The organism is Arthrobacter sp. T572 (assembly GCF_056780115.1).
In genome coordinates this window covers 471,690-495,704 of sequence record NZ_JBRAZQ010000002.1, presented here as the reverse complement: position 1 = coordinate 495,704, position 24,015 = coordinate 471,690, and the positions used below count along the sequence as shown (strand labels likewise).

The following is a 24,015-nucleotide window of genomic DNA, read 5'->3' as shown; positions in this document are numbered from 1 at the left end:
TTGCTGCGCAGGACGCAGCCGGATTGGAGTTAAGCGTCGATTACCAGGTCGGTCTGGGCAGTGGAGCAGCAAGGCAGGAACTTGCCCGCGTCGATCTCCCTCTTTCGGATTCCGCCCTGGTGGTTCATGTCGATGTCACCCGACAGCTTGACCACCTTGCAGGAACCGCACATTCCTTCCTTGCAGTTCGCGCCGATCCTGACGCCCGCGCGCTGTGCCACCTCAAGGATGTGCTCGCTGGGGTCGATCCGCACATTAATGCCGGTCTTCAGGAAGGACATCGTGAGGCTGCCGGAACCTACAGTGTTGAAGCTTGAGGCATCGGGAGTTGCTGCCTCAGGCTCGGTGACCGGACCGCCGTCGTTCGTCCCGGAACCGGAGGGCTCCCCCTCAACCGTCTCCAGGGGCAGGCCTGAAGCCTCCAGGGTCCCGTCGGCATCGTAACCGGGCTCGTAGAGTCCGAATGCGGCGGGCTGGCTTTCGTAGTAGTCCTCGGCCGAGTCGGCGATTTCCTCCGCGATCTCCTCGGCAATGTCCGCGGCGAGGGCAACCTCGGCCGCGTATTCAAGGAGCGTCTGGCGATCACCGGAGAAGAACTCCATGTAGATGGAGGTGTCGTCCACGCCCACCTTCTTGAGAAGTTCGGTGGCGGTGTTCAGGTAGCCCTCGGGACCACAGGCATACACCTGGCGTCCATTGGCGTCAGGCGCCACGTGGTCAATCATGGCCGAAGTCAGGCGCCCCGTGAGGCCTTCCCAACCGTCCGGATTGTTGCGGTCACCCAGGGAGTAGAAGACCCGGATCCGCGAGTCCACGGAAGCGATGTAAGCAAGCTCCCGGTGGAACGCGAAGCCGCCCGCTTCTGCACCGTGGTAAAGCACCACAACATCCGCGTGACCCGGCAACGAATGGATGGTCCTCACCATGGACATGATGGGCGTGATGCCGGCTCCGGCTGCGAGCAACAGGTAACGTGCACGCCGGTCCGCATCAGGCAGATGGAATGCACCCACGGGACCGAGCATCTCCAGCACGGTCCCGGGCTTGACGTTGTCGTGCACCCACGGGGACACCAGACCGCCGGCATCGCGCTTGACGCTGATGCTGAAGGTCCACGGCTCGGTGGGCGAGCTGGACAGGGAGTAGCTGCGGTCCACAGGCTCGTGGTCCTCGCCGTTCACGGGGAACGCCACGTTGACATACTGCCCGGCACGGAATGCCAGGGGCGCACCGTCGCAGCGGCGGAAGACGAAAGTCATCAGGCCGCCGGCCTCGGGAACGGTTTCCACGCACTCGGCCATGAACTCCTGCGGATGCCAGGGCCCAGGGCCCGGGCAGCGCGGGCCGGTGCATCCGTGCTGCCCATCACCCGGTTCCACGGCATTTCAAGGCCGCGGATACGCTGCGGTTCCTCGATGACCGTCTCGGTGAGGAGTTCCGTCATGCCAAGTGCTCCTGAACGCGCTGCACGTACCAGTTGATGAATGCTTCAACCTGGTATTCGCTCTTCATGTACGGGCCGGGCTCGTAGGCGGGGCTGCCCGCGCCGGTCTGGCACAGCTCAACGAAGGCCTTGTCCTGGATGTTGGTCTGCTTCCAGGTGTAGGTGAGCTTGTCCAGGTCGTAGTCCACGCCTTCTTCGGCGTCGTCGGCCACCAACCAGGTGGTGCGGACCAGGGACTGGTGCTCGTTGATCGGGAAGACACCGAACGTGATCACGTGGTCGCCCAGGAAGTGGAACCAGCTGTTGGGCTGCAGGTGCATGGAACAGCGGCCGAGGCGGAAGTCCGGCAGGTCGCCGAGCAGCTTCTTGGAAAGGCGGCGCCCATCGGCGGAGAACGATTCGCCTTCGCCGTCCAAGGACTCGCGTGAGATGCGGATGCCGGCAATACGGGTATCGAGTTCCTCAACCACCTCGTAGGGCAGGCCATAGCGGCGGCAACGCTCTTCAAGCGAGGACTGGGCTTCCTTGTTGCGGTCCCACACCTCCTCAAGGTGTGCCGGGATCAGGCCCTCGGTCAGGCCCCACGTGGGGAAGAGCGAGCACGCCAGCTCGGGGTGTCCGTCGCAGTGGTAGCACTCACGGTTGTTCTCCATGACGAGCTTCCAGTTGCCCTCTTCGATGATGTTCTGCTGGTAGGCAATCTTCGTCTTGGACAGATCGTGGGGCGCCAGGTAGGGCTCGAAGATCTTGGAGGTCTCGTCAAAGTCCGTGGGCGGCTCGTCCGCGATGCAGACAAAGATGAGTCCGGCGACCTCGCGGCTGTGGGCACGCTTGAGGGCGAAGCAGTTCTTGTCGAACTTGGCTTCTCCGGGAGCGGAGGCGTGGATCAGGTTACCCTCGGGGGAATAGGTCCAGGAGTGGTAGCCGCAGACGAGGTTTCCGGTGGAGCCGGCGGCTTCGGTCAGGACGCGGGCACCGCGGTGGCGGCATACGTTGTGGAGAACGTTGACGTCACCTTCATCGGTGCGCAGCACGATCAGGGAGTACGGGCCGTAGTCGACCGTGATGTAGTCGCCGGGCTCAGGCAGTTCGGCGACGCTGCCGGCAAAAATCCAGTGCTGGCCGAAGATGGCTTCCATGTCGATCTTGAAGATCGTGGGATCGGTGTAGAAGGGGGCATCGAGGGAATAGCCCGTACGCCGGAACTCAAACAACGCGGTGATTTCTGCCAACTGCTCGGCAGGCAGGGATGAAGCGAGTTTTCCGCGTGAATTGAGGGCGACGTTCACTGGAGCAGTCATGGGTTTCCTCCCGGGAGGCTGGGTACGTAGGTGAATCTGGGGGACCGGCAATGCGTCGTCGCGGCCGGTATTTTCGAAGTCTTCGTAGTAAGAGATTAGGGTCACAGGAACTGCAACAAAAGCGCAATATTCAGGAGATAACCGTGCACATTTGGTGCATGATTAGTTCATGATCGATCCAAGGCTCAATACCCTTCGCGTGTTTGCCCGCTGCGGCACGGTCGGAGCAACAGCCGAACTCACCGGTTACTCCCCTTCTGCAGTGTCCGCGCAGCTCCGCGAGCTCCAGCGCCTGCTGGGAATGCAGTTGCTGACAAAGGACGGAAGGGGCGTTCGGCTGACCGCCACGGGCCGGTACCTGGTGGCCGGATCGGACGCGCTCGTCGCGGAATGGGAGAGCCTGCGGGCCGCGGCCATGGAAGCCGGCGACCAAGTGCAGTCACATTTTGGTTTGGGCGGATTCTCGACGGCGGCCGCCCAGTTGCTTGCGCCGCTGGCGGCAACGCTGCGGTCAACACGGCCGCAGCTCGAGGTACAGGTATTGGAGGCCGACCCGGCCCGCTGCTTTGACCTGCTGGTCGCCGAACGGATCGACCTCGCCGTCATAGTGGCCATGCAATCGGACACATACGGCGAGGACGATCCGCGCTTCGAACAGACCGTCCTGCTCGACGATCCCCTGGACGTGATTATTCCGGCCGACCACCCCCTGGCAACGAGGACGACCGTGACGCTCGAAGAGCTGGCCTCGGAACCATGGATCACTGAGTCAGCCGGTTCCACGTATCACGCCCTGTTTACCGCGGCGTTCACTGCGGTGGGCGTGACCCCGCGGATAGCCCACGAGGCCGTTGAATGGGAAACCCAGATCGCTTTTGTCGGGGCGGGGCTCGGCGTTGGCCTCTTGCCGCGCCTGGCTCCCCTCCACAGTGCCGAAAACGTGGTCCGGCTCCGCATTACGGGCAAGGGAAAGCCAGCGCGCCGCATTGTCGCCGCAGTCCGCAGGGGAAGCATCTCTTCGCCCCTGATCAAGGAGTCGCTGGACATCCTGCAGGCCCGGGCCCATCGGATCCTCACCGCCCGCCCGGAGGACGACCTCTGACCAGCTCGTGTCTCCCCAAGCGGCGTCCTGGCGTCGCCTGGATTGTCCAGCCGACGCCAGGATCATGCCAAGCCATTCGGCGCAGGTTCTAGACGCCTGCGATCCGCGCCGGCTCGGCGGCTTGGTCGTCGACGATGGTTTCCTTGGAACCCGCAGCCGCTGCCAACGACATTCCCTTGGTTTCTTCTGCCAGAAGTACGCATACCAGCCATCCGAGCGCGGTGAGGCCGGCTGCTGCCAGCATTGTGGGACCAATGCCCCAGTCGCGCAGAGCAAAGGGGATCACGAACGTACCGATGGCCGCCCCGATCCTGCTGGCACCGGTGGTAATGCCGATGGCACTCGCCCGGATCTCCGTGGGAAAAAGCTCGCTGGGGTACGCCCACTCAAGGATGTTGGGACCGCCCGAGAAAAAGGCGTACATGCAGAAGCAGGCAATGATGATGGCGACCGGCGCTCCCGGAGCGAATCCCAAAACAAAGAGCGGGAGCGCCATCAAGGCAAAACTCCAGATGATCAGCGGTCGGCGGCCGACGGTTTCAACCAGGCGGAGGGCAGGCAGGCATCCAAGCAGGAAGACGGCATTGATGATGACCGAGCCAAGGTTTGCCAGGTTGCCCTCCCCCAGGCCAAACGAGCCAAGAATGACCGGGCCGAACGTGAAGATGGCGAAGAGTGGCGTGACTTGGAGGATGTAGAACGCGCTGCAGAAGAACAGGCGCTTGGGGTAGGGGCGGCGAAGCAACATGGCGAAGTCAACCTTGCCCCGCTTCGACGCCCCGGACGGCGCTTCGGCTTCGGCCGCAAGCACCGCCGCTGCGTCCACCTGGTCGCCCAGGCCGGTACGCAGGGCGTCCTCTGCCTCTTTCAGTCGACCATTGTTGAAAAGCCAACGCGGTGATTCCGGAATTCCGTGCCGCATGGCCAGCACCGCGATGCCCAGCACCGCAGAGCTCCCCAGCATCCAGCGCCAGCTTTCGGGACCGAAGACCTCCGACATGGCGAACCCTACAAGGGATGCCAGGGCAGCCCCCGCGAACCAGCCGGTGATCAGCATGCCAAGCATCCTGCCGCGGCGCTTTTGGGGCAGCCATTCGGCCAACAGTGCACTGGCAATGGGGTAATCGGCACCGATGGCCAGGCCCACTATGAAGCGAAGGATGATCAACTGCGTGGCATCCTGCACCACGAACTGCAGCGCCGAGGCAATCACCAGCGCCCACAGGTCGATCGTGTACATCAGACGGCGCCCGATCTTGTCCGTCAGCGGCCCCAGGAGCAGCGCGCCGAAGAAGATGCCCACCAGGGCGGAGGCGCCAATGAGGCTGACTTCGAGCTCATTGGCTCCGAACTGGGCAGTAAGCCCCACCATTGCTATGCCAATGATGCTCAGCATGTACCCGTCCAGGAGTGGACCTCCCATGCAGCCAATGACGAGTTTTCGATGGAAAGGGGAAAAGCGGGCGGAATCGAGGGCGGAGCTTAGACCCATGGTTCTCCTTGGCCTGTCCCGGCGCGACGCTGCGTCGGGAAAACGGTGAATATATTGACAGCAGAAAAATTGATATATGAGAACGTAGTGTTGGCCGTCTCACAGTGTCAATTTGTGTCAATATCCCGCCATGGCCCCTCACATGCTGCTCAGTGCCACACCTGATAACCGGTCGATTTATCGAACAGACGGCGGGATTCGGCCCCGTCCGCGGCCAGCCACAGGACAGAATCATCGGCGGCTGCCTGCTCCACGACCCCGGACATGATGCGGTCGTCCTTTAACCACACCTCCACCACGTGCCCCGTCAACTGGGCCCAGTCATGGCGCAATGCACGCCCTTCTTCCGTCCGAACCTGCCTTGCCTCCGGCACCTCCATCACCAGCCGCGTTCGGCGAGGCGGTGCGGTTGCGGGATCTCGTCGACGTTGATGCCGACCATGGCTTCACCCAGGCCGCGGGAGACCTTGGCGATCACGTCCGGATCGTCGTAGTAGGCAGTGGCCTTCACGACGGCGGCGGCGCGCTGGGCCGGGTTGCCGGACTTGAAGATGCCGGAACCGACGAACACACCGTCGGCGCCGAGCTGCATCATCATCGCAGCATCAGCCGGGGTCGCGATGCCACCGGCGGTGAACAACACCACCGGAAGCTTGCCCGTGGCGGCGACTTCCTTGACCAGCTCGTACGGAGCCTGCAGTTCCTTGGCCGCAACGTACAGCTCGTCCTCGGGAAGGGCGGAGAGCTGGGCGATCTCGGTGCGGATCTTGCGCATGTGACCGGTGGCGTTGGAGACATCGCCGGTACCGGCTTCGCCCTTGGAGCGGATCATTGCCGCACCTTCGTTGATGCGGCGCAGCGCCTCTCCGAGGTTGGTGGCACCACAAACGAAAGGCACAGTGAAGTTCCACTTGTCGATGTGGTTGATGTAGTCCGCCGGGGTCAACACCTCGGACTCGTCGATGTAGTCCACACCGAGGGACTGCAGGACCTGGGCCTCGACGAAGTGGCCGATGCGGGCCTTGGCCATCACGGGGATGGACACGGCGGCAATGATCGACTCGATCATGTCCGGATCGGACATGCGGGACACGCCACCCTGGGCGCGGATATCAGCCGGAACACGCTCGAGCGCCATGACAGCCACGGCGCCGGCATCCTCGGCGATGCGGGCCTGCTCGACGTTAACGACGTCCATGATGACGCCGCCCTTGAGCATCTCAGCCATGCCCCGCTTAACGCGGCTGCTGCCCGTGAGCGCGATGTTTTCAAAAGGGAGAGGTCTTGGGTTCACGTGATACTCCAAAGGAATGAAAGCCGCGGTGGCCGCGGGCACCCGGGGATCGATCATGCAAAGGCAGGAGTGTCTGATATCCGGGTGATATATTAGCTGCGGATTTCAGTATGCAAGCCTTGGTTCCCGGAGTCAACGGCAGGACCGAAGGGCGAACGGGAATGAAGCGGGCGGGCTGCCGTCAGGCGGCAAACAACGCCTGGCGCACGGCCTGCTCGAAGCCGCTCACGTGAACACGGGCCAGTTCGGCCGCCTTCTCGGCTTCACCGTCGATCACGGCTTGAAGGAGGTCCACATGTTCATGGACATGGTGCTCAAGATTCGGCAACCGGTCCAACACCATGCACCAGATGCGCGTGGCGAGGTTGTCATAACGGATCAACACGTCTTCCAGGTGCGGATTGGCGGCCGCCGCATAAATTCCCTGATGGACGCTGGCGTCCAGCTTCAGCGTTTCAACGACCGTGGCCGCGCGGAGGTCGAACGCTTCTACAGCGCGCATCACTTGGCGAAGATGGTCACGGCCCGCCGGAGTGGCTACCCGCGCAGCGCGGGCAGCGGCCACAGGCTCCAGCTGGACGCGGATTTCCGAGATGAAGGCGAGATCGGTGACTTCCACCCTGGTGGCGAAGGTTCCGCGCCGCGGATAAGTCACCACCAGGCGATCCAGCTCAAGGCGCTTCAAGGCCTCGCGTACCGGCGTGCGACCGATGCCCAGCTCCCTGGCGAGTTGCTCGTCGTTCAGGAGATCCCCGGGCTTGATGTCCAGTGTCAGCAATCGGTCCCGCACACTCTCGTAGGCGATCTCCGCAAGGGACTTCCTGCCCGCCTCTTCGGCGGTTGCCAGAGTTTGGATTACCACAGTGCCGAGCCCCTTCCACAGTTCAAAAAAACCTATTGACCCCGTTCCAAGGTCCAGTATACGCTGAATCCAATCCTAATATATCAGTACACGACTCAGGAATATATTTAGGGAATTATCTAAGGAGGACCTATGACCCTCGTGGCTTCAGACTCTCACCTCAGCACCGTGCCGGCAGAGCGCAGCCAGCTCAAGGACGAGCAGGCGCAGAAGTTCGTACTCACACTGTCGTGCGTCGAACAGCCCGGCATCGTGCATGCAGTCACCACGTTTCTGTTCGAACGCGGCTTCAACATCGAAGAGCACCAGCAGTTCGATGACAGCCTGCGCCAGACGCTGCACCTGCGTACCGCGTTCTCCGGTCCGGAGAGCTACTCCCCGGAGCAGCTTGAGGACGAGTTCCGTTCCATCGCGGAGCGTTTCGACATGAAGTTCAGCTTCTACGACCAAACCAAGCAGCGCGTCCTGGTGATGGTCTCCAAGTTCGGCCACTGCCTGAACGACCTCATCTTCCGCTGGCGCGGTGGCAGCCTTGGCGGCGAGTTGGTGGCGGTGGTGTCCAACCATGAGACACACCGCGCCATGGCCGAGGCCGCCGGCCTGCCCTTCATCCACGTCCCGGTAACCCCGGACACCAAGGCAGAAGCCGAAGCCCGGTTGCTTGAGCTGGTTGATGAGTACCAGGCCGACCTCGTCGTCCTGGCCCGTTACATGCAGGTCCTCTCCGACGACCTCTGCCGCAAGCTGGAAGGCCGTGCGATCAACATCCACCACTCCTTCCTCCCCGGCTTCAAGGGTGCCCGCCCCTACCACCAGGCCTACGACCGCGGCGTGAAGCAGGTTGGCGCCACGGCCCACTACGTCACTGCGGACCTGGACGAAGGCCCGATCATCGAGCAGGAAGTCATCCGGGTGGACCACAGCTACGGCCCCACTGCCCTCTCCACGGTGGGCCAGGACGCCGAAGCCCTCGCCCTTTCCCGCGCCGTCCGCTGGCACTGCGAACACCGTGTCCTGCTGGACCAGACCAGCACGGTCGTTTTCCGCTAACCCGCACCCTAGCCCCGCCCGAATCACAGCAGGAGAATACTTTCATGGCCTCCACGCCTCGCATTGTCATCATCGGAGCCGGCATTGTCGGCACCAACCTCGCGGACGAACTCGTTCAACGCGGCTGGAACAACATCACGGTCCTGGACCAGGGACCGCTCAACATGCCGGGCGGTTCCACCTCGCACGCCCCCGGCCTGGTTTTCCAAACGAACCCGTCCAAGAGCATGGCCCTCTTCGCCAAGTACACGGTGGAGAAGCTGCTGTCCCTGACCGAGGACGGCCAGAGCTGCTTCAACCAGGTGGGCGGCCTTGAAGTTGCTACCACCGAGACCCGTCTGGCGGACCTGAAGCGCAAGCTCGGCTATGCGGCATCATGGGGCATCGACGGAAAGATTCTTTCTCCGGAGGAGTGCAAGGCCCTCTACCCGCTGATCAACGAAGAGGACATCCTGGGCGGTCTCCACGTGCCCAGCGATGGCCTGGCCCTCGCCGCCCGCGCAGTCCAGCTCCTCATCAAGCGCACCGAGGCTGCCGGCGTGAAGTACCAGGGCAACACGGAGGTCACCGGCATTGAACAGTCGGGCCGCCGCGTCACCGGCGTCCAAACGGCCGACGGCGTGATCCCGGCTGACATCGTGGTGTCCTGTGCCGGCTTCTGGGGCGCAAAGATCGGCGAGATGATCGGCATGTCCGTGCCGCTCCTCCCCTTGGCACACCAGTACGTCAAGACCACCCCCGTCCCCGCGCAGAAGGGCAAGAACGAGCTCCCGAACGGCGCCCAGCTGCCAATCCTGCGCCATCAGGACCAGGACCTTTACTACCGCGAGCACGGCGAACGCTACGGAATCGGCTCCTACGCCCACAAGCCCATGCCAGTGGACCTGGACGAACTCGGCAAGTACGAGCCCAGCAGCATCAGCGAACACAACATGCCGTCCCGCCTGGACTTCACGCTGGAGGACTTCCTGCCGGCGTGGGAAGCCACCAAGCAGATCCTTCCGGCGCTGCGTGAGAGCGAAATCGAAGACGGCTTCAACGGCATCTTCTCCTTCACCCCTGATGGCGGCTCCCTGGTGGGCGAGTCCAAGGAACTGGACGGCTTCTACGTGGCAGAGGCCGTGTGGGTCACCCACTCCGCAGGCATTGCGCGCGCTGTTGCCGAGGTGCTCGTGGACGGCAAGTCGCAGATCGACCTGGGCGATTGCGACATCCACCGCTTCGAGGACATCCAGCTCACTCCCGAATACGTCAGCGAAACCTCCCAGCAGAACTTCGTGGAAATCTACGACGTCCTGCACCCGCTCCAGCCCAAGTTGTCTCCGCGCAACCTGCGCGTCAGCCCGTTCCACGCCCGCCACAAGCAGCTGGGCGGCTACTTCCTGGAAGGTGCCGGCTGGGAACGCCCCTACTGGTTCGAAGCCAACGCCGAGCTCCTGAAGGAAATGCCGGACGAATGGCAGCCGCCGGCCCGTGACGCCTGGTCCGGCATGTTCAACTCCCCTATCGCGGCAGCCGAGGCCTGGAAGACCCGTACCGCAGTAGCCATGTACGACATGACTCCGCTGAAGCGCCTTGAGGTTTCCGGCCCTGGAGCCCTCAAGCTGCTGCAGGAACTCACCACCGGCGACCTCAACAAGAAGCCGGGCGCCGTGACCTACACCCTTCTCCTTGACCACGCGGGCGGTATCCGAAGCGACATCACGGTTGCCCGCCTGGACGAGGACACGTTCCAGCTCGGCGCCAACGGCAACATCGACACCGCCTACTTCGAGCGGGCAGCCCGCCACCAGACGGAGAACGGCGGAGCCGGCGACTGGGTGCAGGTTCGCGACACCACCGGCGGCACCTGCTGCATCGGCCTCTGGGGACCCCTGGCCCGCGACCTTGTCAGCACCATCAGCAGCGACGACTTCTCCAACGAAGGCCTCCGCTACTTCCGTGCAAAGAAGGTCGTCATCGGCGGCGTTCCCGTGACCGCCATGCGCCTGTCCTACGTTGGCGAACTTGGTTGGGAGCTCTACACCAGTGCCGACAACGGCCAGCGCCTCTGGGATGCGTTGTGGAAGGCCGGCCAGCCGTTCGGCGTCATCGCGGCAGGCCGCGCGGCGTTCAGCTCGCTCCGCCTCGAAAAGGGCTACCGTTCCTGGGGCACTGACATGACCACCGAGCACGATCCGTTTGAGTCCGGCCTCGCTTTCGCGGTCAAGATGGCCAAGGAAAGCTTTGTCGGCAAGGCCGCCCTGGAAGGCCGGAGCGAAGAAAGCTCCGCCCGCCGCCTCCGCTGCCTGACGGTCGACGACGGCCGCAGCCTCGTGCTGGGCAAGGAACCGGTGTTCTACAAGAACCAGCCGGTGGGTTACGTCACCAGCGCCGCGTACGGCTATTCCGTCCGCAAGCCGATTGCGTACGCATACCTGCCGTCGGCTGTTTCCCTGGGAGACTCCGTGGAAATCGAATACTTTGGCCGCCGCATCCAGGCAACGGTCACCGAGGACCCGCTGTACGACCCCACCATGAGCAGGCTTCGCGGCTGATCGCGCAGCCTTTCAAGGGCATGCGGCCCGGACACCCTTTCTCCCTCGCAAACCGTGTCCGGGCCGCTGCCCTTTCCCCTGCCGTCAAGACGCCCCACCACGCCTCTCTCCCGTACGCCCAGGAAGCCCCATGATCAGCTCTGAAAGCATGAACGATTACCTCTTCCGGCTCGCATCACGCCAGCCGACTCCCGGCGGTGGCGCCGCTGCCGCCCTGCACGCAGCACAGGGTGCTGCACTCGTGGCCATGGTGGCCCGGTACTCCACCGGTGAGAAATATGCCGCCTACGCGGAACAAGTAGCCCGGATCACCGAATCCGCAGACACCCTCCGGCACGAAGCCCTCGGCCTCGCCGACGAGGACGAACGCGCCTTCCAAGGCGTGATCGATGCCTACAAACTTCCCTCCACTACGGAGGAGCTCAAAGCCGCGAAGACCGCAGCCATCCAGGACGCCCTGGTCACGGCCGCGCAGACACCTGCGCGGCTGATCGGCCTTTCCGGCGCTGTGGTGGACCTTGCCACCGAACTCTTCGACGCCGCGAACCCCAATGTGATCAGCGACGTCGCCGCCGCCGCGGACGCCGCCCGTGCTGCTGCGACCACTGCCAGGGTCAACATCGACATCAACGTGGTGGCCATCAAGGACCCCGCGGTCCGCTCACGCCTGGCCAGTGAAACCGACGGCCTGGAAGAGAAAGTCGTCCTCGCTGCCGACGCCCTGGTGCAGCGGGTCCGCGAAAGGATCCTCGCATGAATACTGAAGTCCTCTCCGGCAAGCCGCTTGCCGGACTCATCAAGCAGCGGGCGCAGGATGAGGCCCGCCTCCTCGACGCCGAGGGCGTGCATCCGGTCCTGGCCGTGGTGGTTGCCACCGACGACGAATCGACGCACTGGTACGTCCGCTCGATTGAGCGCGCCGCCGAGCGGGCCGGCATTGATTGCCGGATCGTGGACCTCGGCCACGACGCGACCGAACAGGTCCTGGCCAGCGTCCTGCGGGATCTCAGCGCAGAACCTGCGGTCAACGGAATCATCCTCCAGACCCCCTTGCCCGCCGGTGTCCGGAGCGATTCCCTGGTGGGCCTGATCGCCCCGGAAAAGGACATCGACGGCGCAAACCCCCTCAGCCTGGGACGCCTCGCCGTGGGGCAACCTGCATTTGCGCCGGCCACCGCACGGGCCGTGGTGGAGTTGCTGGACCACTTCAACGTGCCCACAGCGGGACAGAACGTAGTGGTCGTCGGACGCTCCGCAGTGGTGGGCAAACCGCTGTCCCTGCTGTTGCTCGCCAAAGACGCCACCGTCACCGTCTGCCATTCCCGCTCCGGTGAGCTGGAGCCGTTCACCCGGCCCGCCGACGTCGTGGTCGTGGCTGCAGGCCGCACCGGACTCCTGACCGGCAGCCATGTTTCGGAGAAGACGGTAGTGGTCGACGTCGGCACGAACGTCCTGCCCGACGGTTCCCTGGTAGGGGATGTCGACGAGGCGGGCGTCAGCGGTGTGGCAGCTGCGTTGACACCGGTACCGGGCGGCGTAGGCTCGGTGACGACCGCACTCCTGCTGCTGCACACCACCGAAGCAGCCCGCAGCCAGGCCCGTGCGGCCACCGGCCAGCCGCTGGCCGCCGTCGTCGCCTGACTCCCGCAAAGCCGCTAGTTCCTGATCTGGAGGGAAGATCGCCATGGCTTCCAAAGCCCCCCGCGAAAACATCGACGAGTCAAAGCTGACCGTCACCAAACCCAAGACAAAGGCCGTGGGCATCCCGGCTGTGGCCAATGCGCTGAAGATCTCGTTCGAACAGATGGGACCGGTCCGCAGCGTTCAGACGCTGATGGCCGTGAACCAGCTGGACGGGTTCGACTGCATGGGCTGCGCCTGGCCGGAGCACGAGAAGCGCAACGCGGCAGAGTTTTGCGAAAACGGGGCCAAGGCCGTGGCCGAAGAAGCCACGAAACGCCGGGTCACGCCGGAATTCTTCGCTAAGTACTCCGTTGCGGAACTGAAAACCCGCGACGATTACTGGCTTGGCCAGCAGGGCCGCCTGACCCATCCCATGGTCCTGGAAGAGGGCGCCACCCACTACGCACCGATCAGTTGGGATGACGCGTACGCGCTGATGGCCGATGAACTGCGCAGCCTGGAGACTCCGGACCAGGCAGTCTTCTACACCTCGGGCCGCACATCCAATGAAGCCGCGTTCGTGTACCAGCTCCTGGTCCGCGGCCTCGGCACCAACAACCTGCCGGACTGCTCCAACATGTGCCATGAGTCCTCCGGATCCGCCCTGGTGGAGACCATCGGCATCGGCAAGGGTTCGGTGAGCCTCACGGACCTGGAAACAGCGTCCCTGATCTTCGTGGCGGGCCAGAACCCGGGCACCAACCACCCGCGCATGCTCAGCGCTTTGGAAAAGGCGAAGAAGAACGGCGCAGTCATTGTCTCCGTCAACCCGCTGCCTGAGGCCGGGCTGCTTCACTTCGAGAACCCGCAGCACGTTGCGGGCGTGGTCACGGGCACCAAGCTGACTGACGACTTCCTCCAGATCAGGGCAGGCGGCGACCAGGCACTTTTCCAAGGCCTCGGGAAGTACCTGCTGGAAGCCGAGGCCGCAGGCCGTGCCACTCCCGGTCTGGACACCGTGCTGGACCACGCGTTCATTGCGGACCACACCGTGGGCATCGACGAATACCTCCGCTACCTCGAAAAGGTGGAGTGGGATGACATCGTCGAAGCCAGCGGCCTGACCCTCGAACAGATCCACGCCACAGGTGAGCGCCTCCTGGCCTCCAACGCCACGATCGTCTGCTGGGCGATGGGGCTGACCCAGCACAAGCACTCCGTACCCACCCTGCGGGATGTGGTCAACGTGCTGCTGCTCCAAGGCAATATCGGCAAGCCCGGCGCAGGCGTGTGCCCGGTGCGCGGACACTCGAATGTCCAGGGCGACCGCACCATGGGAATCTTCGAAAAGATGCCTCCGACGTTCCACGACCGGCTGGACCACGAATTCGGGTTCCTGTCGCCCAGGGAGCACGGTTACGACACCGTTGCGGCCATCCGGGCCATGCGGGACGGCAAGGTCCGCTTCTTCATGGGAATGGGCGGCAACTTCGTCCGCGCGGCCCCGGATTCGCAAGTGACCGAGGACGCCCTTGCCAACACGGCACTCACCGTGCAGATTTCCACCAAGCTCAACCACTCCCATCTCTCCACAGGGCGTCGCGCCTTGATCCTGCCGACCCTGGGACGGACCGAGAAGGACACCCAGGCTTCCGGTGACCAGCGCGTGACGGTAGAGGATTCGATGAGTGCGGTCCATGCTTCCCGCGGACGGTTGAAGCCCGCCAGCGACCACCTCCACTCCGAGGTGGCGATCGTGTGCAACCTCGCCCACCTGCTGTTCACCGACGGCCAGGGCAGGCCACTGCCGGGAGCACCCCGCGCCAACTGGCTCGCCCTCCGGGACGACTACACCCTGGTCCGCAAGCACATCGAAGCCGTCATCGACGGGTTCGAGAACTTCGAGGACCGCATCCAGCATCCGGGCGGTTTCGTCCTCCCCCACCCGCCCCGGGACGCCAGGAAGTTCGACACCGTCTCCGGAAAGGCCCACTTCACCGGGAACGAGCTTGAGTACATCAAGATCCCGGCCGGCCGGCTGGTGCTGCAGACCCTGCGTTCGCACGACCAGTACAACACCACCATCTACGGCAAGGACGACCGTTACCGCGGCATCCATGGCGGTCGCCGCGTGGTCATGATCAACCAGGATGACATCACGGAACTGGGCTTCGCCGATGGAGACATGGTCCACCTCATCTCGGAGTTCCAAGGCACAGAACGCATCGCGGAGAACTTCCGGATTGTTTCCTACTCCACGCCCAAGGGGTGCGCCGCTGCCTACTACCCGGAGACGAATGTCTTGGTTCCGCTGGACTCCGTCGCCGACACCAGTGGGACGCCGACTTCCAAGTCCGTCATCGTCAGGTTGGAACGGGCTTAGAAGGGCCTGTACATCATGTGATGCGTGCCATAGTATGTCACTGATATATCTATAGACCGAGTTCGTAGATATCAGAGGCTTTTCCGGTCTGGCTCCGGCCCGGCCCCAACCCCGTGCAGAAGACATGAGTCAAAGGAGAATCAATGTCTGACATCACCCAAACCCACGCCGATGCCGTCCTTGCCGCAGCACTCGGCTCCGCCCGTGAAACCGGCACAGCCATGAACATTGCGGTTGTGGATGCCGGTGGCAACCTCAAGGCCTTCACCCGCATGGACGGGGCCTGGCTGGGGAGCATCGACATTTCCATTAAGAAAGCCAGGACCGCGCGCTACTTCGACATGCCCACCGGAGCCATTGGCGGGTTGTCCCAGCCCGGTGGTCCGCTGTTCAACATCGAGGTGTCCAACGGAGGACTCATCACGTTCCCCGGCGGTGTCCCGCTGAAGGACGGCAGCGGCGCGGTGATTGGAGCGATCGGCGTCAGCGGCAGCACTGTCGAGGACGACCACACCGTGGCATCGGCTGGAGCTGCTGTCCGGTTCCAAGGCGTCGCCTAGACCCAATGCACAGCTGTCCAATGGTCCGTGAACGGTGCTTCGGTGGCCTGAAACCTGGGGAGGTATTCCTCATCGGAGCATCGCTTTCGGACCATTGGACAGCCCATGAGTTCCGTATCATCAACTGTCCAAGGAGTGGCCATGTCAGGAAATAGAGCAGTCGCCTACAAGGAACCCGGTGTCGTCGAAATCATCGACACTGAGTACCCGACGTTCGAACTCAAAGACGGACCTGGCGTCAACCCGGCCAACGTCGGCAGGAAGGTGCCCCACGGCGCCATCCTGCGTACCGTGACCACCAACATTTGCGGTTCCGACCAGCACATGGTCCGCGGCCGCACCACCGCGCCGCAAAACCTGGTCCTCGGCCACGAGATCACGGGCGAAGTGATCGAGGTGGGACCCGACGTCGAGTTCATCAAGGTAGGCGACATCGTCTCGGTGCCGTTCAACATCTCCTGTGGCCGGTGCCGGAACTGCAAGGAACGGAAGACCGGCATCTGCCTCAACGTCAACCCCGACCGCCCGGGCAGCGCCTACGGCTACGTTGACATGGGCGGCTGGGTAGGCGGCCAGGCCGAGTACGTCCTGGTCCCTTACGCGGACTGGAACCTGCTGCGCTTCCCCGACCGTGACCAGGCCCTTGAAAAGATCATGGACCTGACCATGCTCTCGGACATCTTCCCCACGGGCTTCCACGGCGCCGTCACTGCCGGCGTCGGCGTGGGCTCCACCGTGTACGTTGCCGGCGCCGGCCCTGTGGGTATCGCCGCTGCCGTCGGCGCCCAACTGCTGGGTGCCGCCGTCGTCATTGTGGGCGACATGAACGAAGACCGCCTGGCACAGGCGCGCTCCTTCGGTTGCGAAACCGTCAACGTCTCCAACGGAGACCCGAAAGACCAGATCGAACAGATCCTCGGCGTGCCCGAGGTGGACAGCGGCATCGACGCAGTCGGCTTCGAGGCCCGCGGCCACGGCAAGGACGCTTCCCACGAGGCGCCGGCCACCGTGCTGAACTCCCTGATGGACATCACCGCAGCCGGTGGCGCCCTGGGCATTCCGGGCCTGTACGTCACCGGCGATCCGGGCGGAATCGACGAGGCCGCCAAGCACGGTTCCCTGTCGCTGTCCCTCGGCACCGGATGGGCCAAGTCGCTGTCCTTCACCACCGGCCAGTGCCCGGTCATGAAGTACAACCGCCAGCTCATGATGGCCATCCTCCACGACAAGGTCCAGATCGCGAAGGCAGTCAACGCCAAGGCGATTCCGCTTGAGGACGCACCGCGCGGTTACGCGGAATTCGACGCCGGGGCGGCCACCAAGTTCGTCCTGAACCCCAATGGCTATGTAAAGGCCTGACAACCGCGGGTTCAGTTCGCAACCACGGATTCCGGGGGCGGCACGGCAAAAACGGGAAGGCCTGCCGCCCCCGGCTTCCGCATTTAATGCACGGCATCCGCCGTCAACCAGCTCAGATTCTCAAACAGCCCAGACAGCACAACCAGACCAGGAAGTGGGCATCATGCTAGCCCAGGAAGTCTCCGACATCCCCGCATTCCACATGTCCTGCGAAAATAAGCACTCGCCCACGTGGCTTGAAGCGCGGCACGTGGCCTACCACTGCGCCAAGCCGCTCGGTTCCGTGGTGGTACCGCTTGCGGACGGAATCGGATCTGCACTGACCGCGGACGTTGTGGCGCGCCAGGATATTCCCCACTACGCCTCCTCCGCCATGGACGGCTGGGCCATCAGTGGCCCCGGACCTTGGATCCTCGTGCCGTCAGGGTCGGTCCTGGCCCCCGGAGAGGCCAGCATCATCGCCACCGGAGGGCTCGTCCCCGAGGGAGCCGACGGCATCCTGCGGAAGGAAAGTGGCGAGGTCACCGCAGACGCGGCCGGCACCCGGCAGGTCACACTCACACCGGACGCCAAGCCCGGAGAAGCACAACCGGGCCGCCACATCCGTCCCGCGGGGGAAGAAGCCTCGGCAGGCGACGTCCTGGTTCCGGCCGGGACCATACTCAACCCGGCCCACATCGCCCTTGCGGCTGTAGCAGGCCACGACCACGTGCGGGTACAGCGCAAGCCACGCGTCGCCGTCGTGCTTACCGGGTCCGAAGTAGTAACGTCCGGTGAGCCGGCTCCGGGACAGGTCCGCGATACTTTCGGTCCGCAGCTGGCCACGGTTATCTCGCAACTGGGCGGCGAGCCGGCCGGCCGACACAGGATCGGCGACTCTTACGACGAATGGCTGGACGCCCTTGCCGGCCGCCACGACGGCCACCAGGCGGACGTGACCATCACCACCGGCGGTACCGGGGTATCCGGAACAGACCACTTCCGGACTGCCGTGGACGCCCTGGGAGGGCGCCTGCTGCTGGATGGAATTGCCATGCGTCCGGGCCACCCCGCGGTGCTGGCCGAGCTTCCGGACGGTCGCTTCATCATTGGGCTGCCAGGGAATCCGCTGGCGGCCATGCTGGCCTTGGCCACCCTGGGCGAGCCGTTGCTGGCCGCCCTTGGAAACCGCCCGCTGTCCGCCGCAGGCCGGATGACGTCGGGCGCGGATTTCGAACCGGACCGCGGCAGGACGCGGCTGGTCCCGTGCACGTTCGTCCACGGACTCGCCGTTCCCGCCGCCCACACCGGGCCCGGAATGATGCGCGGACTCGCCTGGGCAGACGGCTACATGGCTGTTCCCCCCGAAGGGGTGGAAGCCGGCCAACCCGTCCCGGTCATGCCGCTGCCGTGGACATCGCCCCTGGACCACTACGGAAAGACGGCCCCATGGCACGCTTGACCCAGCGCCGCAAGATCCACCGCTTCCTGTTGGATGACGCGGCAAGCGGGCACCCGGTGCGGTTCAAGGAGGACGTTCTTGCCGCGGAGGAGCCCCTGGAGATCCGCCTCAACGGTACGTCGTTCGCCGTCACCATGAGGACGCCGGGTGACGACTTCGATCTGGTGGCCGGGTTCCTGGTGTCCGAGGGCATCATCCGCCACCAGACCGAACTGGTTTCCCTGCGGTTCTGCGCGGGCGAGAGGGACGGCGTTCAAACGTTCAACGTGGTGGAAGCCCAGCTGCGGCCGGACGTTCCCCTTCCCGACACCATGAGGCACGTCTACACCTCAAGCTCGTGCGGCATCTGTGGAACAGACTCCATAGATGCCGTCCGGAAAACCATCACCTTCGATCCATCCAGCGACCCCCTGCACGTCCCGGTGGACCTTCTCGCCCAACTGCCGGATCGGCTACGCGAGGCCCAGGCCGTGTTCGACCGGACCGGCGGGGTCCATGCCGCAGGACTGTTCAGGCTGGATGGCCCGGAGCCGGAACTGCTTTGCCTGCGCGAGGACGTAGGGCGTCACAATGCAGTGGACAAAGTGGTGGGCTGGGCACTGCGGCAGGATCTGCTGCCGTTGTCCGGCCTGGTGCTGCAGGTGTCAGGCAGGGCATCCTTCGAACTGGTCCAGAAGGCAGCACTGGCCGGCATTCCCGTCCTCTCAGCCGTCAGCGCCCCATCCAGCCTGGCGGCCGACCTGGCCGCAGAGACGGGCGTGACGCTGGTGGGCTTCAGCCGCGGCAAAAGCCTCAATGTCTACTCCGGGCGGGAGAGGGTCGGTCTCCCGCGTCGGGCACTCCTTGAGGAGGCGCGCATGGGCCCGTAGAGTCCCTTGCCCCCGCCTGCGTCCGTCCTGTCCGTTTAGGATGTGAACCATGGCACGCAGCAACCCGGACATCGACAAGGACGCAGACGCCCAAGGCGGAGGCGTCCAGTCAGTGGACCGTGCCCTCCAGATCCTGGAAATCCTGGCCCGCGAGGGCGATGCCGGAGTCAGCGAAATTGCCGAGGAAATGGGCGTGCACAAATCCACGGTGTCCAGGCTGGTTGGCTCACTGGTTGCCCGTGAACTGGTCCGGCAGAACAGCGAACGGGGAAAGTACCAGCTGGGCTTTGGCATCCTCCGCCTGGCCTCCTCCATCCCCGGACGTCTCAGTGTGGTCCACGAGGCCCGCGAAGTGCTGGAGACCCTCGCTGCCGAATACAAGGAAACCGTAAACCTGGCGGTGCTGCGGTCGAACTACGCCGTCAACGTTGATCAAGCCATGGGACCCTCCACGCTGGCCACCTACGACTGGGTGGGCAGCCTGACGCCACTGCACGCGACATCCAGCGGCAAGGTGCTCCTGGCGGCATTGACGGCGGACGAGAGAAGCCAGGTCTTCAAGGCGGTGGGACTCCCGGCCCGCACCCCCCGCACCGTCACCAACCGCGGGGAGCTCGAACGGCAGCTCCATGATGTGGCACGGAACGGCTATGCGGTGGTCCATGAGGAGTTCGAGATCGGACTCACGGCAGTCGCTGTGCCGATCTACAACCACTTGGGCAGCGTGATCGCCGCGGTCAGCATTTCCGGGCCGGCGTTCCGTTTCAACCCCGAGGACCAGCCCGGACTCATAGATGGACTTCGCGAGGCCGGGTTGTCCATCAGCGCCAAGATGGGTTACCGGCACCGGTAATTCAGCGTCTTCGTCCGCTGGCGTGCCTTCCGGACTCCGCCGTCGGCACCTAGCCGGACTCCGCCGTCGCACATTGCGCAACTGTTGACACCATACGCAACGGGCCGACTTGAAGCCAATTGATATATCAAGTTGCCGTCAAAGAGCCAAAAAGGCTTGACTTTGAGTGTGACGGGGCGCACTCTGTTGCTTACCGCGAATGTTGTTGATTCTTGCGGAACGCCCGTCAGGCCGGACGGCCACCGGGCCGGCAGACCGTCCCATACACCGGAAGAGGTGCATCATGCACGACGCCTCCCCGCCCAGCGCAACCGCTGACGGGAAGGCAGCAAGCCCCCAAACAATTGCTCCGACCGCCGCTTTCACACGTGAAGATGGCGGGACCACCGCCACTGACGGAATGCATGACGCCGCCAGGTCCGGCCTCCATAGCCGAGGATCGGACACCCGCCCGGTATACCTGCCGGTCGGCGCCGACAAACTGCAGACCGCCACCGGCAACCGCATGGTCACCGGTCCGGATGAAGCCCCCAACCTTCCCTCCGGCCCACCATTCCACGGCCATGTTTAAACGCAAGCCCATGACTCGCCGAGCAAAGGACCCGCTCATGGCCATAAACAGTGACACAAAACCCTTAACGCCCGAGGAGTTACCTGCCGACAACCTGCCGGCGGAAACTCCAACAGCCAACAAACACACCCGCAAGGGAACGGATGAAGACGTCATCACCGTCTCCCCTGAGGAAACAAACCCCGCAGTCCTCGACGCTGAGGACGGAGGGGCCGAAGTTCTCCCGGACGCTGAAGAATATGAGCAGATCCTGGAAGAACTCCGCGTCGCCAAGACCGAGCAGGCCGTATCGGCCCGCCGGAACCGCAAACTTACGCTCGACAAAGTCACCTTCGGAATCACGGGCGCCATCGCCGTCGCCTTTGTGGTCTGGGGATTTGTCGGAAGGGACAGCCTCTCTGAAACCTCCAAAGGTGCCCTCAACTGGGTCATGGAGTACACCGGCTGGCTGTTCATGGTCCTTGCCTCTTTGTTCGTGATCTTCGTGCTGTGGCTTGCCCTGGGCAAGTTCGGCAATATCCCGCTGGGCAAAGACGGTGAAAAACCGGAATTCCGCACCATTTCGTGGATCGCGATGATGTTCGCCGCCGGCATGGGCATCGGCCTCATGTTCTACGGCGTGGCCGAACCGCTCTACCACTACATCTCACCCCCGCCCGGCACCGTGGATGGTCGCACGCCTGACGCCATCCAAACCGCCATGGCTACCTCGATCTTCCACTGGACCCTCCATCCTTGGGCCATGTACGCGGTGGTGGGCATTGCCATGGCCTATGGCACCTACCGCCTCGGCCGGAAGCAGCTGGTATCCGCGGCTTTCACCTCGCTGTTCGGCATCCGGATGGTGGAAGGTCCGCTCGGGAAGTTCATCAACATCCTGGCCATCTTCGCCACGCTCTTCGGCACCGCCGCGTCACTCGGCCTCGGCGCCCTGCAGATCGGCAGCGGCATGACGTCCAACGGCTGGTTCGGGGAAATCGGCACGCCCATCCTGGTGGTGATCGTGGCCATCCTGACCTTCTGCTTCGTGGCTTCCGCGGTCTCCGGCATCAGCCGGGGCATCCAGTGGCTGTCCAACATCAACATGGTCCTGGCCGTCGTCCTGGCCCTCATTGTGTTCGTCGCAGGACCCACGCTGTTCATCCTCAACCTCATCCCCTCGGCAGTAGGCGACTACGCCCGCGACCTTGCCGAGATGTCATCCCGGACCGAGGCTGTCGGGGACGACGCCCTGCGCAGCTGGATGACCAGCTGGACCATCTTCTACTGGGCCTGGTGGATTTCCTGGACGCCCTTCGTTGGCATGTTCATCGCCCGGATCAGCCGCGGCCGCACCATCCGCCAGTTCGTCACCGGTGTCCTGCTGGTGCCAAGCATCGTCAGTGTCATCTGGTTCGGCATCTTCGGCGGAGCCGCCTTCCACGTCCAGCAGGAAGCCGACAAAGCCGGCACGCCGGGGCTCGTGACCATGGTCGACGGCGCTCCCTCCATCAACTTCGACGGCGCGCTTTTCGATCTGGTCAAGAACCTTGGCATGCCGGAGTGGCTCACGGCAGGCGTGATCGTGCTGGCCATGGTCCTGGTGGCGATCTTCTTCGTCACCGGCGCCGACGCGGCCTCCATCGTGATGGGTTCACTCAGCTCCAACGGCGCTGAGCACCCCCGCCGCGGAGTCGTGATCTTCTGGGGCAGCCTGACCGGTGCCGTGGCAGCCGTCATGATGCTGGCCGGCGGTGATGAACCGTCCGAAGCGTTGTCGGGACTCCAAAGGGTCACGATCGTGGCAGCACTGCCCTTCATCCTGGTCATGTTGCTGCTCTGCTTCGCCCTCGCGAAGGACCTAAGGCGCGACCCCCTGTCCCTGCGGCGCCGGCTGGCAACATCCGTCGTGGAACGGGCCATCCGCACCGGGGTGGAACAGCACCGGGGAGTCAAGTTCGATCTTGTGACCAAGCACGAGTGTGCCGAGGATTGCCCGGACTCTGACTGTCCCGGTGGAACCGCCACCGGCAGCATTCCCACCGTTGAAGACAACCCCCCGAAGGCGAAAGACCTTTAAGTCCAGCCTTCCTCTCCCAGCAACCAGCAGTAAGGTGTCATGCCATGACCTCAACCCGTGCAGAAGAAAGCACAGTCAGGGTATCCAGCGATTCCAAGGAGCACGTCTCCTTCACCGTGGATGCTTCCAGCCCCGTGACCGTCCGAGTCGAGCTTAACGGCGGTTGCCCCTGTGGAGCAGAACACCGCCACACAGGGTCCTACGTGGACAGCGACCTCGGCCGCTGAGCCCGGACACAAGAAAGCAGGCGCCGGAAACCCGGCGCCTGCTTTTTCTTTGCCTTCAGGTCCTGCTTACTTGGGCATCAGCACCGAGTCGACCAGGTACACCGTGGCGTTGGCGGTGTGGACGCCACCGCAGATCACGTTGGCGCCGTCAACAGTGAGGGCATCCTTGGTGCCACCCACCGTAACTTCGCCACCCTGGACCGTCTTGTGGGTACCCACGACCTGGTCCGGGGTCAGCTGGCCCGGGACAACGTGGTAGGTCAGGATCTTGCTCAGCAGGGCATCGTCCGTCTTGAGCGTTTCGATCGTAGCGGGATCGATCTTGGCGAAGGCGTCATCTACCGGGGCGAACACCGTGAATTCGCTGCCGTTCAACGTCGAGACCAGGTCCACCTTGGGGTTGAGCTGCCCGGACACTGCCGCGGTGAGGGTCTTGAGCAGCGGGTTGTTGGACGCGGCCACCGCTACGGGGTCCTGGGCCATGCCAACCACAGAACCGGGGCCGTCCGGGACCTGGGCTGCGTAGCCGGCGCAACCGGGACCCACCAGGTCGCGGGCGGGGTCCATGGCGGCGTTGCTCATGGAAGAGGCGGACGGCGACGGTGCCGCTGACGACGTCTCCGGTGCTGCGGAGGAAGATGCAGGAGTGCTGGAGGTGCTTGAACCACCACAAGCCGTGAGTCCGAGGAGGGCGGCTGCAGTGAGGCCGACGAAGGCGAGGGCGGGGCGGCGCTTTGTGGACAACATGTCATTCTCCTTGTTCTTGGAACCATGGGCGTTTGGTCCTCTGGGGGTGGCACGGGCGGCCCGGCGATGGTGCTGCCGGTGTTGTGCTCACCTGCTATTCGGAGGGTCTGCCGGGGTGGATGGGTGCGGATGGAAAAAATTTTGGAAGCACCCTTGTTTTCCTGAAACGCGGGCTTAAGGCACGGCTCCAGGCGGACTGGCCCCACTCCTGCCATCCCGCTGCAAGCCGGACCAAGCCGTC

The 24,015-nt window shown here is 64.0% G+C and carries 20 protein-coding genes and 1 pseudogene; 14 read left to right on the top strand and 7 right to left on the bottom strand.

Going from position 1 to position 24,015, the window contains the following annotated elements; all coding sequences use genetic code 11:
• Positions 1-29: 29 nt before the first annotated feature.
• Positions 30-1,444: pseudogene (locus ACUYMZ_RS03525) on the bottom strand (ferredoxin reductase).
• Positions 1,441-2,745, bottom strand: coding sequence for an aromatic ring-hydroxylating oxygenase subunit alpha (locus ACUYMZ_RS03520; protein WP_426005635.1), 1,305 nt, complete (start codon positions 2,743-2,745; stop codon positions 1,441-1,443). Before ACUYMZ_RS03520 ends, ACUYMZ_RS03525 begins: the two are co-directional and overlap by 4 nt.
• A gap of 169 nt (positions 2,746-2,914) precedes the next feature.
• On the opposite strand from ACUYMZ_RS03520, the gene ACUYMZ_RS03515 reads away from it, so the two are divergent.
• A complete protein-coding gene (locus tag ACUYMZ_RS03515; protein ID WP_426005634.1) occupies positions 2,915-3,847 on the top strand; it encodes a LysR family transcriptional regulator in 933 nt (310 codons plus the stop codon).
• Positions 3,848-3,935: 88 nt separating this feature from the next.
• On the opposite strand, the gene ACUYMZ_RS03510 is transcribed toward ACUYMZ_RS03515, so the two are convergent.
• From ACUYMZ_RS03510 to ACUYMZ_RS03495, 4 genes are all read right to left on the bottom strand, one after another.
• Complete coding sequence (locus ACUYMZ_RS03510) at positions 3,936-5,270, bottom strand: MFS transporter (RefSeq protein WP_481602109.1); 1,335 nt, start codon at positions 5,268-5,270, stop codon at positions 3,936-3,938.
• A gap of 218 nt (positions 5,271-5,488) precedes the next feature.
• On the bottom strand, positions 5,489-5,671 hold the full coding sequence (locus ACUYMZ_RS03505) for a hypothetical protein (RefSeq protein WP_442423309.1): 183 nt from the start codon (positions 5,669-5,671) through the stop codon (positions 5,489-5,491).
• Positions 5,672-5,718: 47 nt separating this feature from the next.
• The gene (pdxS, locus tag ACUYMZ_RS03500; RefSeq protein ID WP_481602108.1) at positions 5,719-6,633 is read right to left on the bottom strand and encodes a pyridoxal 5'-phosphate synthase lyase subunit PdxS; all 915 of its coding nucleotides are present in this window, start codon (positions 6,631-6,633) and stop codon (positions 5,719-5,721) included.
• A gap of 181 nt (positions 6,634-6,814) precedes the next feature.
• The gene (locus ACUYMZ_RS03495) at positions 6,815-7,495 is read right to left on the bottom strand and encodes a GntR family transcriptional regulator (protein WP_426005631.1); all 681 of its coding nucleotides are present in this window, start codon (positions 7,493-7,495) and stop codon (positions 6,815-6,817) included.
• Between the two features lie 132 nt (positions 7,496-7,627).
• Here ACUYMZ_RS03495 and purU point away from each other — a divergent pair, with 132 nt between their 5' ends.
• The 13 genes from purU to ACUYMZ_RS03430 all read left to right on the top strand — a co-directional run bounded on the left by purU (position 7,628) and on the right by ACUYMZ_RS03430 (position 23,027).
• Positions 7,628-8,545 (top strand): formyltetrahydrofolate deformylase, encoded by a 918-nt coding sequence (gene purU / locus ACUYMZ_RS03490; protein WP_426005630.1) that lies wholly within the window; start codon positions 7,628-7,630, stop codon positions 8,543-8,545.
• Between the two features lie 44 nt (positions 8,546-8,589).
• Positions 8,590-11,082 (top strand): GcvT family protein, encoded by a 2,493-nt coding sequence (locus ACUYMZ_RS03485; RefSeq protein ID WP_426005629.1) that lies wholly within the window; start codon positions 8,590-8,592, stop codon positions 11,080-11,082.
• A 130-nt stretch (positions 11,083-11,212) separates the two neighbouring features.
• Positions 11,213-11,839: a cyclodeaminase/cyclohydrolase family protein gene (locus ACUYMZ_RS03480; RefSeq protein WP_442423306.1), complete on the top strand. Its 627-nt coding sequence runs from the start codon at positions 11,213-11,215 to the stop codon at positions 11,837-11,839.
• On the top strand, positions 11,836-12,723 hold the full coding sequence (locus ACUYMZ_RS03475) for a bifunctional 5,10-methylenetetrahydrofolate dehydrogenase/5,10-methenyltetrahydrofolate cyclohydrolase (protein WP_481602107.1): 888 nt from the start codon (positions 11,836-11,838) through the stop codon (positions 12,721-12,723). Before ACUYMZ_RS03480 ends, ACUYMZ_RS03475 begins: the two co-directional genes overlap by 4 nt.
• A gap of 43 nt (positions 12,724-12,766) precedes the next feature.
• Positions 12,767-15,088 (top strand): FdhF/YdeP family oxidoreductase, encoded by a 2,322-nt coding sequence (locus ACUYMZ_RS03470; protein ID WP_426005626.1) that lies wholly within the window; start codon positions 12,767-12,769, stop codon positions 15,086-15,088.
• A 143-nt stretch (positions 15,089-15,231) separates the two neighbouring features.
• Positions 15,232-15,648: a GlcG/HbpS family heme-binding protein gene (locus ACUYMZ_RS03465; protein ID WP_426005624.1), complete on the top strand. Its 417-nt coding sequence runs from the start codon at positions 15,232-15,234 to the stop codon at positions 15,646-15,648.
• Between the two features lie 141 nt (positions 15,649-15,789).
• Positions 15,790-17,007, top strand: a complete 1,218-nt coding sequence (gene fdhA / locus ACUYMZ_RS03460; RefSeq protein ID WP_426005623.1) for a formaldehyde dehydrogenase, glutathione-independent — start codon at positions 15,790-15,792, stop codon at positions 17,005-17,007.
• 163 nt (positions 17,008-17,170) lie between these two features.
• Positions 17,171-18,448: a molybdopterin molybdotransferase MoeA gene (locus ACUYMZ_RS03455; RefSeq protein ID WP_481602106.1), complete on the top strand. Its 1,278-nt coding sequence runs from the start codon at positions 17,171-17,173 to the stop codon at positions 18,446-18,448.
• Complete coding sequence (gene fdhD / locus ACUYMZ_RS03450; protein ID WP_481602105.1) at positions 18,436-19,317, top strand: formate dehydrogenase accessory sulfurtransferase FdhD; 882 nt, start codon at positions 18,436-18,438, stop codon at positions 19,315-19,317. Before ACUYMZ_RS03455 ends, fdhD begins: the two co-directional genes overlap by 13 nt.
• 49 nt (positions 19,318-19,366) lie before the next feature.
• On the top strand, positions 19,367-20,170 hold the full coding sequence (locus tag ACUYMZ_RS03445) for an IclR family transcriptional regulator (RefSeq protein ID WP_426005620.1): 804 nt from the start codon (positions 19,367-19,369) through the stop codon (positions 20,168-20,170).
• Between the two features lie 283 nt (positions 20,171-20,453).
• Positions 20,454-20,741: a hypothetical protein gene (locus tag ACUYMZ_RS03440; protein ID WP_442423301.1), complete on the top strand. Its 288-nt coding sequence runs from the start codon at positions 20,454-20,456 to the stop codon at positions 20,739-20,741.
• Positions 20,742-20,778: 37 nt separating this feature from the next.
• Positions 20,779-22,800, top strand: a complete 2,022-nt coding sequence (locus ACUYMZ_RS03435) for a BCCT family transporter (protein ID WP_426005618.1) — start codon at positions 20,779-20,781, stop codon at positions 22,798-22,800.
• A gap of 44 nt (positions 22,801-22,844) precedes the next feature.
• Positions 22,845-23,027 carry a hypothetical protein gene (locus ACUYMZ_RS03430; RefSeq protein ID WP_426005617.1) on the top strand — a complete coding sequence of 61 codons (183 nt, stop codon included), beginning with the start codon at positions 22,845-22,847 and terminating at the stop codon, positions 23,025-23,027.
• Positions 23,028-23,093: 66 nt separating this feature from the next.
• Here ACUYMZ_RS03430 and ACUYMZ_RS03425 read toward each other — a convergent pair whose 3' ends face one another.
• A complete protein-coding gene (locus ACUYMZ_RS03425) occupies positions 23,094-23,774 on the bottom strand; it encodes a fasciclin domain-containing protein (RefSeq protein ID WP_481602104.1) in 681 nt (226 codons plus the stop codon).
• Positions 23,775-24,015 lie beyond the last annotated feature (241 nt).

Excerpts from the sequence above, each read along its gene's own strand:
- ACUYMZ_RS03430 (WP_426005617.1), top strand. The coding sequence starts at position 22,845 with ATGACCTCAACCCGTGCAGAAGAAAGCACAGTCAGGGTATCCAGCGAT.
- fdhD (WP_481602105.1), top strand. The coding sequence starts at position 18,436 with ATGGCACGCTTGACCCAGCGCCGCAAGATCCACCGCTTCCTGTTGGAT.
- ACUYMZ_RS03485 (WP_426005629.1), top strand. The coding sequence starts at position 8,590 with ATGGCCTCCACGCCTCGCATTGTCATCATCGGAGCCGGCATTGTCGGC.
- ACUYMZ_RS03510 (WP_481602109.1), bottom strand. The coding sequence starts at position 5,270 with ATGGGAGGTCCACTCCTGGACGGGTACATGCTGAGCATCATTGGCATA.
- ACUYMZ_RS03445 (WP_426005620.1), top strand. The coding sequence starts at position 19,367 with ATGGCACGCAGCAACCCGGACATCGACAAGGACGCAGACGCCCAAGGC.
- ACUYMZ_RS03520 (WP_426005635.1), bottom strand. The coding sequence starts at position 2,745 with ATGACTGCTCCAGTGAACGTCGCCCTCAATTCACGCGGAAAACTCGCT.
- ACUYMZ_RS03470 (WP_426005626.1), top strand. The coding sequence starts at position 12,767 with ATGGCTTCCAAAGCCCCCCGCGAAAACATCGACGAGTCAAAGCTGACC.
- purU (WP_426005630.1), top strand. The coding sequence starts at position 7,628 with ATGACCCTCGTGGCTTCAGACTCTCACCTCAGCACCGTGCCGGCAGAG.
- ACUYMZ_RS03455 (WP_481602106.1), top strand. The coding sequence starts at position 17,171 with ATGCTAGCCCAGGAAGTCTCCGACATCCCCGCATTCCACATGTCCTGC.
- fdhA (WP_426005623.1), top strand. The coding sequence starts at position 15,790 with ATGTCAGGAAATAGAGCAGTCGCCTACAAGGAACCCGGTGTCGTCGAA.
- ACUYMZ_RS03515 (WP_426005634.1), top strand. The coding sequence starts at position 2,915 with ATGATCGATCCAAGGCTCAATACCCTTCGCGTGTTTGCCCGCTGCGGC.
- ACUYMZ_RS03465 (WP_426005624.1), top strand. The coding sequence starts at position 15,232 with ATGTCTGACATCACCCAAACCCACGCCGATGCCGTCCTTGCCGCAGCA.
- ACUYMZ_RS03480 (WP_442423306.1), top strand. The coding sequence starts at position 11,213 with ATGATCAGCTCTGAAAGCATGAACGATTACCTCTTCCGGCTCGCATCA.
- ACUYMZ_RS03425 (WP_481602104.1), bottom strand. The coding sequence starts at position 23,774 with ATGTTGTCCACAAAGCGCCGCCCCGCCCTCGCCTTCGTCGGCCTCACT.
- ACUYMZ_RS03475 (WP_481602107.1), top strand. The coding sequence starts at position 11,836 with ATGAATACTGAAGTCCTCTCCGGCAAGCCGCTTGCCGGACTCATCAAG.
- ACUYMZ_RS03435 (WP_426005618.1), top strand. The coding sequence starts at position 20,779 with ATGGCCATAAACAGTGACACAAAACCCTTAACGCCCGAGGAGTTACCT.
- ACUYMZ_RS03440 (WP_442423301.1), top strand. The coding sequence starts at position 20,454 with ATGCACGACGCCTCCCCGCCCAGCGCAACCGCTGACGGGAAGGCAGCA.